We start from the raw sequence: 16,570 nt of genomic DNA, 5'->3' as shown, positions 1-16,570 counted from the left end.
CTGTCTTAGCCGTTGCTCTTATCCAAAGAGAAGTCCAGACGAACGGTTTGACCCGTTTGTTTTACCGGTTTGCCGTCAACAATCTTGGGCTTGTACTTCCACTTGCGCAGGGCGCGTCGGGCTTCCTGGTCAAAGAGTCGACGGGGCTCGGCTTCAATCACCTCGACGTCGTCGACACCACCCAGCTCGTTGATGGTGAAGCTGAGGATAACGTAACCCTCTTTACCATCACGGGCAGCCTTAATCGGGTAGCGCGGTTCGATACGAACGATCGGGGTTGCGTCGCCGTCTCGGGCCATCGCACCGCTGGGATCACCCAGGCCGGAGTTCAGGCCACCCAGGTCAACACTGGGGACGTTAACGGAAACGGAATCCGACATATCGTTGGTATCGGGCTGCATCTCTACCGGCTTGGGCGGCTCTTGCGGCGGCTTCGGCGGCTTCGGTTTGGGACGGTCGCGATTCTGCGCTTTGGCATCCTCACGTTCCATCACGATCTCAATCGGTGGGGTTTTGAAGCCAGTGTCGGCGCGCTTGGCGCCGCCACTGATCAAGAACGCCATGAAAGAGAACAAAGCGAAGGTCACCGCAGCACCGACTATCAGGGCTAACAGTGCTCTCAACATATCAATCGCTCTCCGCTGAGACCGAAATCTTATCGATACCGGCCGCTTTCACCTGATCCATCACCTTCACCACGATGCCGTGCTTGGCAGCTTGGTCGGCCTGGATCATCACCTGGGCTTCAGGGGCTTCAGCCAACATACGCTCTACGTTGGCACGAACCCGCTGGATATCGACTTCACGCTTCTCCATGTAGACGATACCGGCCTCGTTGATGGCAATGAAGATGTTTGCGGATGGCTTCTTCGATGCCTGCTGAGCCTTTGGACGGTTAACTTCAATACCAGACTCCTTCACAAATGACGTGGTCACAATGAAGAAGATCAGCATGATGAAAACGATGTCCAGCATGGGGGTCATATCGACCTGGGCCTCTTCGGCCGCGCTGGAATGCTTCTTACGTGCCATAAAAAACTCTCTTTAGTGATGGGGCAGGTTATCGGTCAATTGCTCGGCGCTGATCTGGAGTTTCGCCTTCAGCCGAGTGCTGAAGAAAACACCAGAGAGTGCCGCTACCATCCCCGACATGGTCGGGATGGTGGCCATTGAGATCCCGCCGGCCATCAGCCGTGGGTTCCCTGTCCCTTGCACGGCCATCACTTCAAACACCGCGATCATGCCGGTAACGGTACCGAGCAGACCCAGCATCGGGCAGATGGCAACCAGGGTATTGATCAACCCCATGCGTGCGTTCAATTGTTCTTTTGCCTGGGAGATCCATGCTTCACGAATGCGATGGGCGTACCAGGACGTTGTATCGGTGCGAGCATCCCACTTGGCGATGATCTCTTTGCGCATCTTCGGAAAGACAAAGTTGACAAAGAAGTAACGCTCAAGCATCAGTACCCACATCAGGAACAATGCCCCCGCCACCAACCAGAGGACATCGCCCCCGGTGGCCATGAAGTCCCTGACAGACTCCCAGAGTTCTACCAGGTAAATCATAATTACTTGCCTCGCTGTTCAGCGTGAGCGGCGATGATGCCAGCGCTTTGCTCTTCGATGACATCGACGACGGACTTAGCACGACCGGCAACGAAGGCATGCATCAGCAACAGCGGCAGGGCTGCAACCAGACCCAGTACGGTGGTTACCAGCGCCATGGAGATACCGCCAGCCATGATCTTCGGATCACCAGTACCGAACAGGGTGATGTCCTGGAAGGTCGCGATCATACCGGTTACGGTACCCAGCAGACCCAGCATCGGAGCGATGGCCGCCAGTACCTTGATGATGTTGACACCGCTCTCAATGGAGGGGGTTTCCTTCAGGATGGCTTCGTCCAGCTTCAGCTCCAGGGTCTCAACGTCCACGTTCTTGCTTTCGTGGTAGGTCTTGAGAATGTTGCCCAGCGGGTTGTTACCGGGGTTCTCGATGTTCTTCACCTGGCTGCGGATCTTGCCGGATACGATGGTCAGGCTGATGATCTTCCAGATGGAGATGGCCAGGCCGAATACCAGCAGACCAGCGATGATCTTACCGACCACGCCACCGGCTTCAAACTGCTCCTGCAGGGTCGCTTTCTGGGTGTAAACCTGCAGCAGGGCACCGCGGGAGGGGTCAACGAACAGGTTCGCGCTCTCGCCGGACGCAGCATTTTCGAACTGAGCAACGGTCTTCACCTTGAAACCTTCCGGCTGCTTGGGCAGCTGCAGGATAGTGCCGGTTTCCGGGTTGTAGTTCAGGTACTCACCATCTGCGACCAGGGTGAAGTTACCGATACGAGTAACCTCTTTCTCCGCCACATCACCACCGGGAGTGGTTACAGGGGCAGTGAAAGTGACAACCTTACCGGCTTCGGTGGCTTCAGTTTGCAGAGTGAACCACAGCTCTTCCAGCTCCTTGATGGTCGGCAGCTCCTTGGCAGAGCCCAGCTCAGCCATGAACTCCGCACGGCCCGGAAGCTGCGCGCTCACCAGGGAGGCAAACAGCTGACCGGACATATCGCCGGAAACCTGACGAACCACACCGAACATCTCGCCCAGGTCACCGGTCGCAGAGGCCAGGTCATGGCTCAGACGATCGATCTCCTGGTCGTTGGCGGTGAAGCGGTTCTGCAGGTCTTCGCCACGCTGTTTTTCCGCCGCCAGTTCGGCTTTGGCTTTTTTCAGCAGGGCTTGCTTGTCGGCACGCTCAGACTGGAACTCAGCTTCGCGCTTGCTGTTCAGGCGCCCTTCGGATTGACGCTCAGACTGGATCTGCTTGAGCAGCTGGTCCAGGGTCTGGGACGCTGATTGTTCCGCCGCAATCGGCCCGGCGGAAAAGGTCATGGCCGCTGCAACAACGGCAGTAGTGATGAGCTTTTTCATTATTCTGCACTCTCCGCGGCTTTAACAGGCAGTTTGATCAGGTCAGGCGCAGCCTGGCGGCGGGCCATCTTGATCGCATTAGACACGGAACGCATGTCGGAGTCCGGCAGGGCTTTCCATTCGCGGCTGTCGTTATCCCACTCCCAGGCGTCTTTCTGATCCAGGGACTGAGCCAGGAAAACCACGCGACCCAAGTGGAAGAAGTCCACGGTGCGCTCTTTGCCGTCGATGGTCAGCTTGCCTTCGTACGCGTCCATCTTGTTGCCATATTCGTTTTCGATTTGGTAGGCATCCAAAACCAGACGGTATTTTTCGGAAGTCGATACATCGGAGTCACCCATGATCTCCTTCAGGCGCTCAACCCGGGCCTCACGCTCTTCCGCTTTGAAGGGCACGTCCAGGGCAACGAACTGGTCCAGAGACTGGATCATGCGATCCATCAGGGGCACGACGCCCTGCTTGGTACGCTCGATGCCATCGATCTGCGACTGCAGGGAGGCCATACGGGCTTCCTGGTCAGCAACAAGAGTGGCGACATAGTCGTTGTAGTGTTGAAGGGTTTCAGTTTCCGCGACCACTTGGCCATACTCGAAACGCATGTCCTGAGTCTGGTCGTAGAGTTTGTTGATCTTCTGCTGAGATTTCACAGCATCCTGTTGGATCTGCTTGTCAGCGTTTTGGATTGTGGCCAGCGCGTCTGCTGCTGTAGCCATGCCACTAACAGTCAGTGCTGCTGCACCGAGTACCGCTGAGGCGAGCTTGGTTCTTTTCATCACGGACATAGTTCCCAACCAGTCTTGTTGTGAGTCCACGGCTCCAAACACTTTCCACTGTGTTTTTCCAGCGTTGCACTGGAGCCAGTCCCGTTTTGTACTATTGTTATTCCTTTGATGCCCCGCTGTTGGCAGCCGGGAACATGCACGTGAATCTTTCCACAGCGTTGTGACTTGTGTCAACCTTGCTGCCGGCTTCAACTTAAAAGAAAACTTCGCAACATAAATTTCAACTTTTCTCCTCCAAACCGCCTTTCTTTTAACTGCGGAAAAACCCACCAGTTACAGCCAACAGCATTTGCCTGTTATACAAATCCTTTTTCTTAAACACGTGCATCAAATGCAATGGTGACTCTTTTTTCATCGCCGCTAATGGGCAGGGTCCCATGCCACAGATAAGAGGGAAAAATGACCAACTGTCCCGGCTTAGGTTTCACCAGGTAATCCGGTTCAAAATCCAACCAGCGACTCAACGCCGGCTCGCCAAACTTAAGCCACCCCTGGCCCTGCCGGCCCGTACAGCGGGGCACCTGGATATAAAGGCAACCGCTTATTGTCCCCGAACTGTGGTAGTGACTGACGTGATGTCCGCCCCCGGTCAATGCGACGGACCAGGAGCCGGTAAAATAATGTTCATGACATTTATCACCAATAACAGGCTGATTTCTCCCCGCACTGTTCGTAGCTAAATAATCAGAAATGGACGCTTCTATTTTTCTCTTTACGGCAGCAATAACACGATTTTCGGTATCAAATAATTCACCCTGCGTTTGCGAACCTTCTCTAAGAGATTGCTCTAAAGGCGCATTTTTTGGACGAGGTAAGACCTCTAGCTCACCGGCTATTTTTTTAAGTTCCTGCTCATCATATATATCGATGACCCGTACGGCCCGGTCATAGTCACAAAGAATACGGTACTCCCCCATCCGTCCGGTGACCTTCAGACAGGCTAAGAGCAGTGCTCGGATCTTTTGACTGCGCGGTCGCGCCTCCGACAGTTCTCTAGCAATGGCAAGGGCCCCTTCCCCATTCTCCTTGCACATCAGGGTTATCGCCCGCTCCCACAAGACCCCCTCGTCGGCACTATCCTGGGTCAACGCAAGCGTCAGTGCGGCATCAATCGCACCTGACTCCCTCAGCGCATGGACCCGCATCGCAATGGCCGACGGGGACAGCCCACCTGCCTGCTGATAGGCGATCAGCACCGCATTTGCTTCGTCCAATTGCCCGGACCGAATAAGATGTTTGGCAAAGGAGAGGGCGATGGGATGAGCGGGATTGGCCGCCACCGTGCGGCGGTAGAGCGCGAACGCCGATTCCGCCTCCCCCTGCATCCAACCCAGATCCAGGTAGCCATCCTGGGCGTGAATATCCAAGGGATCGCTATTTATCAGCTTTAAATACAGCTCGTTAGCCTGAGCGAATCGTCCCTGGCTGATCCAGAGTCTGGCCCGGGAGAGCAGCAGGTTGCGATTATCCGGCTGCAGGGACAAGCAGGCATCCAACGCCTGTTGCGCAGCCACGTGCTCCCCCCTTCGCAACTTCAACAGCGCCCATTGGTGACGCAGGGCAAGTTGCCCGGGATGCTGTTTAAGCCCCTGCTCAAGACAATGCTCTGCCGGCTGCAGAGCCCCCATACCAAGCAGCACCTGTGCCAGCCCTAGGCGTACGCCGGCATGAGTCGGCTTCAGTTTCAGTGCATTCTGGTAGGCATCACGAGCCTCAGGAAATGCCCCGGATTTTTGCTGGTAACGGCCGAGGTTGTAATGGTTATCGAACTGTTCCGGCGCTTTCTCGACTGCCTTTTTTATCCAGTGCACCGCCGCCTCATAGTCGCCCAGGTCTCCTTTGAGTCCGGCGTAGGCACGCCAGTGTTCCGCGGTTGGATAAGTCGTTAATAGAGCATTAAACGCCACTTCGGCCGCTTCAAACCGACCTAAATGTCGCAATGATACCGCCCGAATATAGAAAATAACGGGGTGCTTCAATCCACCTTGAATAAGCGGCGCGACTAACTGCAGTGCCTGTTGGAAGTTTTTTTTCTGGAACTGCGACCACGCCCGCTGTAACTGCTGCACCGGAGCCAAACTCTCTACCGCCATAACTGTTGTCTCACTGCTTTTTTGAAAAACACTTCAGCCAAAATAAAAAACTGACACCAAAGTGACAAGAAAGAGAAAAAGAAAAAGAAAAAAGGCCAGCATCATGCTGGCCTTTTCAGTATCAATGCCGATTTAGAACTTAACGCTCACACGGGCATACCAGTACTGACCAGCGGTGTCGTAGGACGCCGGAATGGTGTTCATGTCCTGGTTACCGGTGAGGTAAGGAGCCTCCTCGTCAAACAGGTTCTTAACACCAAAGGTCAAAGCGGTGTTGTCCTGAACGAAGTAGGTACCCTGGAGGTCGTGGTAGAACACGGAGTCCGCGATGTTATCCAGGTTGTCCTCGGAAGCGAAGAGATCTTCCCCTTCAGACTGGTAGCGGGTCTGCCAGCTGATGGCCCAGTTGTCCATGGCGTAGTTCACGGTCAGGTTGGTACGCCACTCGGAGAATACCGCCAGGGTGGTTTCCCACTGGTCTTCCGCCACCTTGCCGGCCGCTTCTACCAGATCGGCGCCCACGAACGGCAGGTAATCGTAGGTGTCCAGGTAGGTCCCGGTCAGTTTCGCGGAGAAGTCACCGCCACCCAGTTCCGCCTTGTAGGACACATCAAAGTCGATACCGGAGGTTTCGAAAGTGGAGAGGTTTTCGCTCAGCAACAGGACACCGGAGGGGTTGCCCACAGCGTTACGGTACGGGGAGCCGGGACGCGGGGCTTCGCCCAGGTATTCCGGACCCTTGATGAAGTCACACAGCGGGCTGGAGAAGCCAGCGCTCTCCCAACAGCCGTTGATCACGTTGTTGGTCCCGGCGGTTCCGATCCCGTTGGTGATCTCGATGTCGAAGTAGTCAACGCCGAAGCTGAAGCCAAAGTCGGTGCTGTAAACCAGACCGGCGGTGAAGCTTTCGGACTCCTCCGGCTCCAGGTCCGGGTTACCACCGACCACAGTAGAGGATTGGTCAGAGGAGAGCTCGAAGTCGCCCGGCAGGCCTTCGGAGGCACAGTTGGCGATGATGTTGGCATTATTACCAACGGACGGATCCAGGTTACCGTAGTTTTCACAAGGCTCGCTGTAAGCCAGGTTGGTTTCCGCCTGGGGGGCAAACAACTCGGTGATCCCCGGAGCACGGAAGCCTTCGGCGTACGTCGCACGCAGCTTCAGGTCCTCGATGGGGGCCCACTCGATGCCGAACTTGGTGTTGGTGGAGCTGCTGGCAAGGTAGTCGTAGTCGGTGTAACGGACTGCGGCGTTGATGCTCAGCTCTTCGGCCAGGAACATGCCGGAGAGGATCGGAAGGTCGATCTCAAAGAAGGCTTCGTCCACCTTGAACTGACCTTCGGTCGGGTCACCGGTAACGGAGTAGATCTGGCCGATGGAGGCGGCGCCGTCCGGCACGCTCTCGTAGGTTTCGTAACGCTTCTCGTAACCCGCCGCCCACATGATCTCGCCGCCCGGCAGGGATGCACCCAGATCACCGGTGATGTTGAACATGAACTGACGGGTCTCACCGCGGACCACCGGGGAGTTAGGCACGAAGGCGTAGTTGATCATCTCGTCGGTCAGAGAACCTTCGGTCAGGATGTCCCAATACCCATCGGGGGCAGCGGCAGCACAATCAGGGTCGGCGGCACAGAGTGCCGGATCCAGCAGAGTTCCCACGCGCTCAGGGTTGACTCGGCCCAGATCCAGGCGGCTGTCCACAAAGCGGGCGAAGTTGTAGGACACATCCCAGTAGAAACGGTCGGCGATGGCGCCGTCGAAACCGAACACCATACGGTAGTCGGAGAAGTCCTGGGTAAAGGCACGACCACCGGTTTCCGCCAGACGGCGGTAGACGATCAGGTCTTCACCAGCGGGGTTACCCGGGTTAGTGGCTGGCATGACCGGGCCCCAGAAGGTCCCTTCCGGTGCCATCAGCTGATCGGACTGACGGTTGGTGAAACCACCCTCGATGAAGGCGCTGGTGCTGTCGGTGATGTCGTAACGACCGGCACCGTTGATGCTGAACACCTCCTGGGGGGTCACCATGTAAGAAGCGACGGAGTAGTTATACCCGTCAACTGCCTGGTCAAAAGGACGTTCTTCACCGGTTACCGGATCTTTAACGTAGCCACCACTCGGTTCACCGTCGAGGTAGAAGTACTGACCATAAGGGATGGTGCCGGAGCCACCACACACCTTCTCACCACCGCGCTCGAAGATGGGGCAGTCGGAGAAGTCACGGTCACCCTGCCCGATCGGCTTACGATCGGTGTACTGCAGGGAGAGAACCACGTTGCCGCGGTCGGAGGAGGCACCGGTGGTGACGGAGAAGAGGCTCTTCTCGCCGTCGCCTTCGCCGGTCACGTCGTACTGGGCGTTGAACTCCAGCCCTTCGAAATCTTTCTTGGTGATGAAGTTGATCACCCCGGCGATGGCGTCGGAGCCATAGATGGTGGAGGCGCCGTCACGCAGCACTTCTACCTGCTCAACGTAAGCAGTGGGGATGGAGTTCAGATCGCCAGAAGCGAAGCGGCGACCGTTGATCAACACCAGGGTACGGCCAGAGCCCAAACCACGCAGAGAGGCGGTGGCGTAACCGCGAGAACCGTTGTTGATGGAGGAACCTTCCGCACCACCGTTAATGGCGGGGATGGTCTGGACGAAGTCCTCAAGGGTGCTCACACCGGTATTGGCGATATCTTCGGATGAGAAGACGGTGATGGGGCTGGCGGTCTCGATGTCGGTACGCTTAATGCGGGAACCGGTGACTTCGATACGCTCGACGCCCTCCTCCTCGGCAGCAAAAGCAACCGGGGCGGAGTACGCCGCGGTGGTCGCTCCAGCCAGCAAAGCCAAACGAACGGCTTTTGATACGACGCTGTTGTTGATCATGTGTTTTCTCCCTGGACACATCAATGTGTGTTTTTGTTGTTCCTTCCTCTCCGACTTCTCCCTGGAGTAGGAATCAATATGGGTGGAACCCAATCTGTCACAGCCGATGTAACCAGAACATTAACAAACATTCAACCATTTAATTAACATGCGATTACATTGCGATAGCGATGCGTTATCACCAACCTCTTGACAGGTGTTTTTTTGTCCATTCCGCGGTGCCAACACCCTCCCCACAACCCTGTCTCGGACACGTCCCTCGGAACCGAACAGATGGTCAAACGGACCAAAACCTCGGCGACGGCACAAAAAAACACCGCCCCGATTGGGGGCGGTGTTGATCTCAACCGTTATCTACCGGGCCGAAGCCCAGGCGTCATGGACGGGGTCAGTCCAGGGTCACCCGTGCATTGCGGAACATCCGCATCCAGGGGGAGTCCTCACCCCAGCCGTCAGGGTGCCAGGAGTTGGTCACGGTACGGAACACCCGCTCCGGGTGCGGCATCATGATGGTAGTGCGCCCGTCGCTGGTGGTCAGGCCGGTGATCCCTGCCGGGGAACCGTTGGGGTTCGCCGGGTAGGCGGTGGCGATCTGACCGCGGTGGTTAAGATAACGCAGCGCCACCGTCCCTGAGTTATCCGCCGCCTGGAACGCGTCCAGGTTGGCAAACTCCGCCCGCCCCTCCCCATGGGAGACAGCGATGGGCATCACCGAGCCGACCATGCCGCCAAAGAATGCGGAGGGCGATTCCTGCACCTCGACCAGGGAGAAGCGCGCCTCGAACCGCTCGGAGCGGTTACGCACAAAGTGCGGCCAATGCTGTGCACCGGGGATGATGCTCTTCAGGTTGGAGAGCATCTGGCAGCCGTTGCAGACTCCCAGTGAGAGGGTATCATTGCGCTCAAAGAACGCCTGGAACTGGTCCCGGGCCCGATCGTTGAACAGGATTGACTTGGCCCAGCCCTCCCCCGCACCCAGCACGTCTCCGTAGGAGAAGCCGCCACAGGCCACCAGAGTCTGGAACTGCGACAGGCTCAGGCGCCCCTCCAGGATGTCGGACATGTGCACGTCCACCGCCTCGAAGCCAGCGCGGTCAAACGCCGCGGCCATCTCCACGTGGGAGTTCACCCCCTGCTCCCGCAGGATCGCCACCTTCGGAGCGGCGCCACGGGCGCCGTTACGGAAGATCACCGGTGCCGCGATATCCTCAGCCGGGTCAAAGCTCAGCTTGGTAAAGAGGCCCGGGTCCTCGCTGTCCTGCTTGGCCTCGAACTCCTCCAGTGCACACTGGGGGTTATCCCGCAGTGCCTGCATCCGGTAGGTCGTTTCCCCCCACAGGGTGCGCAATTCCGTGCGGGACTCATCCAACAGCAGGGTATCCCCCTGGCGGATCCGGATGCGGTCATGATCATCCCCCCGCGGATCAAACAGCCCGCCGATCAGGTGGCTGCAGTGCTCAAGCCCCTGGGCTGCCAGTACCGCACGCACCTCGTCCAGATCACGGGTGCGTACCTGGATCACCGCACCGAGCTCCTCGTTGAACAGCAGCGCCAGGGGATCGTTCCCCAGGCCCGCCAGGTCGACGTCAACCCCTTGCTTGCCGGCGAAGGCCATCTCCGCCAGGGTAACCAGCAGGCCGCCGTCGCCCTTGTCGTGGTAGGCCAGCAACTTCTTCTCGGCCGCAAGCTGCTGAATCGCGTACCAGAACCCTTTAAGCAATGCGGCGTTGTCCAGGTCCGGCGCCTGGTTGCCCAACTGGCTGTAGACCTGCGCCAGGGCGGAGCCGCCCAGGCGCTGTTGCCCCTCTGCCAGGTCCAAATAGAGCAGTGTGGTGTCACCCAGATCGGCGCGCAGCTGTGGGGTCACGGTGTTACGCACATCCTCGACCCGACCGAAAGCGGTGATCACCAGTGACAGCGGTGCCGTCACCGATTTCTGTTCACCCTGATCCTCCCAGGCGGTCTTCATCGACATGGAATCCTTGCCCACCGGGATGGTGATCCCCAGCGTCGGGCACAACTCCTCGCCCACCGCCTTCACCGCCTCGTAAAGGCCGGCATCCTCGCCGGGATGCCCCGCCGCCGCCATCCAGTTGGCGGAGAGTTTCACGTGCTTAAGCTCACCCACATGGGCAGAGGCCAGGTTAGTGAGCGCTTCCCCGACCGCCATGCGGGCCGAGGCACCGTGGTTGATCAGGGCCAGGGGGGTACGCTCCCCCATCGCCATCGCTTCACCGTGGTAGGAGTCCAGAGTCGCCGTGGTCACCGCCGCATTGGCCACCGGCACCTGCCAGGGGCCGACCATCTGGTCACGGGCGACCATACCGGTGACGCTGCGGTCGCCGATGGTGATGAGGAAGGTTTTCTCTGCCACCGCCGGCAGGCGCAGTACCCGACGGATGGCGTCCTTGGCGGTAACACCGGACAGGTCCAGCGCCGGGGCCAGGCAGGAAGTCCGGCTCGCTTCGCGATGCATCTTGGGTGCCTTACCCAGCAGCACCTCCATCGGCATGTCGATGGGAGTATTGTCGAAATGGCTGTCCTCAAGGGTCAGGTGGCGTGCCTCGGTGGCCTCACCGATTACTGCGTAAGGCGCCCGCTCACGGCGGCACAGCGCATCGAAGGTGGCCAGGTTCTCCGGCGCCACCGCCAGCACGTAACGCTCCTGAGACTCGTTACACCACAGCTCCAGCGGCGACATCCCCGGCTCATCGCTGAGTACGTCCCGCAACTGGAAAATGCCGCCACGGCCGCCATCATCCACCAGCTCCGGCATGGCGTTGGAAAGGCCGCCAGCGCCCACATCGTGGATAAAGGCGATGGGGTTGTGCTCACCCAGTTGCCAGCAGCGATCGATCACCTCCTGGCAGCGGCGCTCGATCTCCGGGTTGTCCCGCTGTACAGAGGCAAAATCCAGATCCTCGGAGGATTGCCCGGAGGCCATAGAGGAGGCGGCACCGCCCCCCAGGCCGATGTTCATCGCCGGCCCACCCAGCACGATCAGCTTGGCGCCAACGGGGATCTCCCCCTTCTGCACATGCTCTTCGCGGATGTTACCCAAGCCACCGGCCAGCATGATCGGCTTGTGGTAGCCACGCACCTCAGTACCGTTAAAGCTGGTCACCTGCTGCTCGTAGGTGCGGAAATAGCCGGTGAGGGCCGGACGACCAAACTCGTTGTTGAAGGCCGCCCCGCCCAGCGGGCCCTCCAGCATGATCTCCAGCGGAGTGACGATGCGATCCGGCTTGCCGTAGTCCTTGATGGCGTCGGCCTGCTCCCAGGGCTGCTCGAAGCCGGGGATCTTCAGGTTGGAAACGGTAAAGCCGGTCAGACCCGCCTTGGGCTTGGAGCCCCGGCCGGTGGCGCCTTCATCGCGGATCTCACCGCCGGAACCGGTGGCCGCGCCCGGGTAGGGGGAGATGGCCGTGGGGTGGTTGTGGGTCTCCACCTTCATCAGGATGTGAACCGGCTCCTGATGGTAACGGTAGGTACCGTCAGCATCCGCAAAGAAACGCCCGCCCCGGGAACCTGTCATCACCGCAGCGTTGTCCTTGTAAGCGGACAGTGTCTCCTCCGGGGTCACCTCGAAGGTGTTCTTGATCATCTTGAACAGCGACTTGGGCTGAACCTCGCCATCAATAGTCCAGTCGGCGTTGAAGATCTTGTGACGACAATGCTCGGAGTTGGCCTGGGCGAACATGTAAAGCTCAATGTCGTTGGGGTTGCGACCCAGGCGGCTGAAGTTCTCCACCAGGTAATCGACCTCATCCTCCGCCAACGCCAGCCCCAGACGCAGGTTCGCCTCCGCCAGCGCCTCACGGCCACCGCCGAGGATATCAACGCTGGTGAACGGCTTGGGCTCAGCCGCCTCAAACAGGACCTCGACCGCATCCAGATCCGGCAGCACCGCTTCAACCATGCGATCATGAATAAGGCCCAGCAACTGTTTCTGCTGGGCCTCATTCAGTGGCGCATCTAACTGTACATACCAGGCTAAGCCCCGCTCCAGTCGCTTGACCTGCGTCAATCCACAGTTGTGGGCGATATCGGTGGCCTTGGAGGACCAGGGCGAGATGGTACCCGGGCGCGGCACCACCAGCATCAGCTTCCCTGCAGGCTCGTGCTCCTCCATACGGGGTCCGTAAGTGAGGATCTGCGCCAGTTGCTCGCTGTGTTGGGGAGACAGGGGGGCGGTGAGGTGGGCGAAGTGGTAGTGTTCAGCGTAAAGGTCAGAGACTGGCAGTTTGGCGTCTTGGCAAGCTTGCAGTAGCTTAGTGACTCGAAAGTCGGAGAGGGCCGGTGCGCCGCGAAGGATCTCAATCACGTCGATATACCTTTATAAAGTTGGGGTACAGGTTTTTATTGTTCTCGACCCGGCGACGACGATGACAGCAGCTCACAGCCGATGGGGACGCCGGGGCGGAGGCATTTTTGAGTGGCGCCATTATAGAGAAAAGCCCTGTCCAAAACACCCGCAAACGTGCTCAGGTCGGAAAGGAACCCGGTGCAATGAAGCGAAAAAACAGTCTGAGTCTGCAAAGATTTATTGCCGCCTCGGGTCAACGGCTGCTCTGCTGCCTGCTCCTGTTGATGCTGCCGGGCTGCCTGGAGTTGGCCAACAAACCCTCCCCAAACCGAGACGAACTGCCTCAGCAGCTGACGGTGGGAACCCTGAGTAGCCCACTGAGCTTCCAGATGCGGGGGGAGGAGCCTTACGGCCTGGATTACGATTTGGCGACGCAGTTCGCCCGCTTTATCGACCGACCGGTTCAGTTCCGGGTTTACCCTACCCTGCATCAACTTTTTGCCGCCATGGAGGCCGGCGAGCTGGACCTCATCGCCGCAGGCCTCAGCCGCACCCGTAAACGGGCCGATAACTGGTATTTTGGTCCCCCACTCTACCGGGTGAGGGCGCAACTGCTCTACCGCAACGGTCAACCCAAACCCCGCTCCCTGGCCGATCTGGATGGCCGGCTGGTGGTGACCCAGGGGTCCAGCCATGCGGAGTTGCTCGCGGCCGCCCTGGCGGATTACCCGGAACTGCAGTTCGAGCAGACCACGGATTACGACAGCGATGAGCTGGCGGCCATGGTGGCCTCCGGTGAGCTGGACTACACCATCAACGACTCCAGCCAGCTGGCGTTCAACCAACGCTACCTGCCAGAGCTACGCGCAGCCTTTACCCTGGGGGAGCCCCAGGCCGTCGCCTGGGCCCTGCCCCAACGCAGTGACGACCCCTTGTTCAGTGCCCTGCTGGATTTCTGGCATCAACTTCGAAGAAGCGGTCAACTGGTTCGGCTGGAGGAGAAGTACTTTGGACACATCGAACGGTTTGACTACGTGGATACCCGCGCCTTCATTCGCGCCGCCCGCACCACCCTGCCCCGCTATCAACCCCTGTTCGAGCGTTACGCCGGTACCCTGGACTGGCGCAAGCTGGCAGCGGTCAGTTACCAGGAGTCCCACTGGGACCCCCATGCCCGCTCACCCACCGGCGTGCGGGGCCTGATGATGCTAACTCAGTCAACCGCCAAGCGTATGGGCGTTCAAAACCGCCTGGATCCGGAACAGAGTATTCGCGGCGGCAGCGCCTACCTGCAGCAACTGATCACCCGGCTGCCCACCGGCATCTCCGACGATGAGGCGATCTGGTTTGCCCTGGCGGCCTACAACGTCGGCTTAGGGCACCTGGAGGACGCCCGGGTGATCACCCAGCGGCAGGGGTTTGATCCCAACAGCTGGCGCGATGTGAAACGCCATCTGCCTCTGCTGCGCCAACGTAAATTCTACGAACGTAGCCGTTACGGCTACGCCCGGGGTGACGAAGCGGCCCACTATGTCTCCAACATCCGTCGCTACTATGAAACCCTGCAGTGGCTGGACCGGCAGGCCTCGGCACCAGAGGCTCAACCTGATCCAGATCACAACTTGGCACCATGACGAGTGAGCAACCTCGCAGACAGGTCACAATGTGCGCACCAGTCCACACTCTTGGGCCCGCAATAACAGTGTCTTATTCTTGACTTAAACGAGGAGGAGGATAAGGATTGAGGTATTGGGATTGGGCCGACCTTTCACTGTCGGCCAGCCCAGTGACAGGACAATGTCACCTTGAACCCACCTCATACAGTGGGCTCTCATCCTCAAGAACAACAATTACGGAGGTAATCAGATGGCCAGATGCCAACGCCGTCGACTGGCGCTGCAAAGTCGCACTGATCGCCGCAGAATGTGTAAAAAACGTAACCATCTGCGCATCATTCACCGCAGCCGGCAATATGACCAGGTTCACTTTGCCGAAGAGGCGTCGTCCGACGCCGCCCGCTGAGCCTGTTTCAAGGCTTTCTTCTCCGCCCTGCGCCTTCGGAAAAAGGCACTGAGCTGTTCCGCGCAGGGCTCTGCCAACACCCCTTTCACCACCTCAGGCCAATGATTCAACGCGGGATGATCCAACAGATCCATCACGCTGCCCGCCGCACCGGTTTTCGGATCCGACGCCCCGAACACCACCCGTCCGACCCGCGCATGCACCAAAGCACCCGCACACATGGGGCAGGGCTCCAGGGTCACGTAGAGCGTGGTATCCAGCATCCGGTAGTTGCCAAGCTTCGGGCCGGCCTGGCGCAGACAGAGCATCTCCGCATGGGCCGATGGATCATGATCCGTGATGGAGCGGTTGTAACCCTGTGCGAGCACCTCGCCATCACGCACCAGCACCGCCCCCACGGGGACCTCGCCCAGGGCTTCCGCCTTGGCCGCCAGCGACATGGCGTGCCTCATCCACTTTTCATGCTGATCCACTATCTTCTCCCGAGCGAAAAGTTCGGCGCCATTGTACGCAGGCCCAAGGGAAACGCCAGCGCTCAGGGCGCCAACCACTCCCGGTGCAGCTGTGCCTCATCCCCGAGGTAGTCCAGTAACCAGCGCATCAGGGCTGAGTCACTCTCCTTGCGCCAGGCCAGGCAGCAGGGGCTGGGACGCTGGCCATTGGCCATCCCCCTTTCCACCAGGCTGCCCGCGGCCAGCAGGGGGCGCGCCAGGTGGCGGGGCATGTAGTTGAGTCCCAGGCCCGCCTGAACACACGCCACCGCGTTGGGCCAGTCCGGCACCATGATGCGGCGCTGGTTATCCTGCAGCCAGGTAGAGCGCTTGGGTAAGGCCCGGGCCGTGTCCTCCAGGCAGATCATCGGAAAGTCGCGGATCCGATCCGCTGAGAGGACTGTCAACGCCGCGGCCGGATGGTCCGGGCTCATCACCAGCGCCCACTCCAATACCCCCATGTCCCGGTAACCGAAATCCCCCCCCACGGGAATGGCGGTGGTGGCACCGATGGCGATCTCCGCCCGCCCCTCCGACAAAGCATCCCACACCCCGTTGAACACCTCGATGGTCAGGATCAACTCTGCGTCGTCGAAGGCGTTGTAGAAATCCCGCACCAGCGCAGTAATGCGATCCGCCCGCACCACATTATCCAGCGCCACCCGCAGACTGCGTTGCCAACCGTTGGCTACCCGTTGCGTCTGCAACCGCACCTGCTCCATCTCCCGCAACCACTGCCGGGCCTGCTCCACGAAGTAAACGCCGGCGGGCGTCAGGCTCACCCGCCGTGGATGACGCTCAAACAGTGCCACCCCCAGCTGCTGCTCCAGCTGCCGCACCGAGTAACTGATGGCGGAGGGCACCTTGTGCAACTGCTTAGCGGCAGCGCTGAAGCTCCCCAGCCGGGCGACGGTATCCAGCAGAACCAGATTGGCTTGTGACAGCACAGGCATTACCTTTCAATTATTTTGAACGCTAAGGCCAAAATATAGCGTTTTTCCTGAGGCTATGCAGTGAGTAGACTGCACCGCATTAAAATAGTGGACGAGTGCAGGGGCGATGCCCA

12 protein-coding genes are annotated in these 16,570 nt (G+C 59.1%); 2 read left to right on the top strand and 10 right to left on the bottom strand.

Annotated elements, in window-relative coordinates; genetic code table 11:
- Positions 1 to 5: 5 nt before the first annotated feature.
- From ABD997_RS14665 to purL, 8 genes are all read right to left on the bottom strand, one after another.
- On the bottom strand, positions 6 to 626 hold the full coding sequence (locus ABD997_RS14665) for an energy transducer TonB (RefSeq protein ID WP_345317867.1): 621 nt from the start codon (positions 624 to 626) through the stop codon (positions 6 to 8).
- Position 627: 1 nt separating this feature from the next.
- Positions 628 to 1,032, bottom strand: a complete 405-nt coding sequence (locus tag ABD997_RS14660; protein WP_345317866.1) for an ExbD/TolR family protein — start codon at positions 1,030 to 1,032, stop codon at positions 628 to 630.
- A 12-nt stretch (positions 1,033 to 1,044) separates the two neighbouring features.
- Complete coding sequence (locus ABD997_RS14655; RefSeq protein WP_345317865.1) at positions 1,045 to 1,569, bottom strand: MotA/TolQ/ExbB proton channel family protein; 525 nt, start codon at positions 1,567 to 1,569, stop codon at positions 1,045 to 1,047.
- Between the two features lie 2 nt (positions 1,570 to 1,571).
- Positions 1,572 to 2,933 carry a MotA/TolQ/ExbB proton channel family protein gene (locus ABD997_RS14650; RefSeq protein ID WP_345317864.1) on the bottom strand — a complete coding sequence of 454 codons (1,362 nt, stop codon included), beginning with the start codon at positions 2,931 to 2,933 and terminating at the stop codon, positions 1,572 to 1,574.
- Positions 2,933 to 3,706 carry a DUF3450 domain-containing protein gene (locus ABD997_RS14645; RefSeq protein ID WP_345317863.1) on the bottom strand — a complete coding sequence of 258 codons (774 nt, stop codon included), beginning with the start codon at positions 3,704 to 3,706 and terminating at the stop codon, positions 2,933 to 2,935. The genes ABD997_RS14650 and ABD997_RS14645 overlap by 1 nt, the downstream gene beginning before the upstream one ends.
- A gap of 323 nt (positions 3,707 to 4,029) precedes the next feature.
- The gene (locus ABD997_RS14640; protein ID WP_345317862.1) at positions 4,030 to 5,808 is read right to left on the bottom strand and encodes a tetratricopeptide repeat protein; all 1,779 of its coding nucleotides are present in this window, start codon (positions 5,806 to 5,808) and stop codon (positions 4,030 to 4,032) included.
- 132 nt (positions 5,809 to 5,940) lie between these two features.
- The gene (locus tag ABD997_RS14635; RefSeq protein ID WP_345317861.1) at positions 5,941 to 8,685 is read right to left on the bottom strand and encodes a TonB-dependent receptor plug domain-containing protein; all 2,745 of its coding nucleotides are present in this window, start codon (positions 8,683 to 8,685) and stop codon (positions 5,941 to 5,943) included.
- A 388-nt stretch (positions 8,686 to 9,073) separates the two neighbouring features.
- Complete coding sequence (gene purL / locus ABD997_RS14630; RefSeq protein WP_345317922.1) at positions 9,074 to 13,006, bottom strand: phosphoribosylformylglycinamidine synthase; 3,933 nt, start codon at positions 13,004 to 13,006, stop codon at positions 9,074 to 9,076.
- A gap of 188 nt (positions 13,007 to 13,194) precedes the next feature.
- Between purL and mltF the strand changes: the two genes are divergently transcribed.
- Together mltF and ABD997_RS14620 are read left to right on the top strand one after the other, a co-directional pair.
- Positions 13,195 to 14,625: a membrane-bound lytic murein transglycosylase MltF gene (mltF, locus tag ABD997_RS14625; protein WP_345317860.1), complete on the top strand. Its 1,431-nt coding sequence runs from the start codon at positions 13,195 to 13,197 to the stop codon at positions 14,623 to 14,625.
- Positions 14,626 to 14,857: 232 nt separating this feature from the next.
- Positions 14,858 to 15,013 carry a hypothetical protein gene (locus ABD997_RS14620; RefSeq protein ID WP_345317859.1) on the top strand — a complete coding sequence of 52 codons (156 nt, stop codon included), beginning with the start codon at positions 14,858 to 14,860 and terminating at the stop codon, positions 15,011 to 15,013.
- Here ABD997_RS14620 and tadA read toward each other — a convergent pair.
- Positions 14,974 to 15,486: a tRNA adenosine(34) deaminase TadA gene (gene tadA, locus ABD997_RS14615; protein WP_345317858.1), complete on the bottom strand. Its 513-nt coding sequence runs from the start codon at positions 15,484 to 15,486 to the stop codon at positions 14,974 to 14,976. The genes ABD997_RS14620 and tadA overlap by 40 nt on opposite strands.
- Positions 15,487 to 15,548: 62 nt before the next feature.
- Positions 15,549 to 16,451 carry a DNA-binding transcriptional activator PunR gene (gene punR / locus ABD997_RS14610; RefSeq protein ID WP_345317857.1) on the bottom strand — a complete coding sequence of 301 codons (903 nt, stop codon included), beginning with the start codon at positions 16,449 to 16,451 and terminating at the stop codon, positions 15,549 to 15,551.
- Positions 16,452 to 16,570 lie beyond the last annotated feature (119 nt).

The sequence above is a fragment of the Ferrimonas gelatinilytica genome (genome assembly GCF_039544205.1).
In the GTDB taxonomy this organism is placed as follows: domain Bacteria; phylum Pseudomonadota; class Gammaproteobacteria; order Enterobacterales; family Shewanellaceae; genus Ferrimonas; species Ferrimonas gelatinilytica.
Note: the sequence above shows the minus strand (reverse complement) of the source record. Positions and strands in the feature narration are given on the sequence as shown.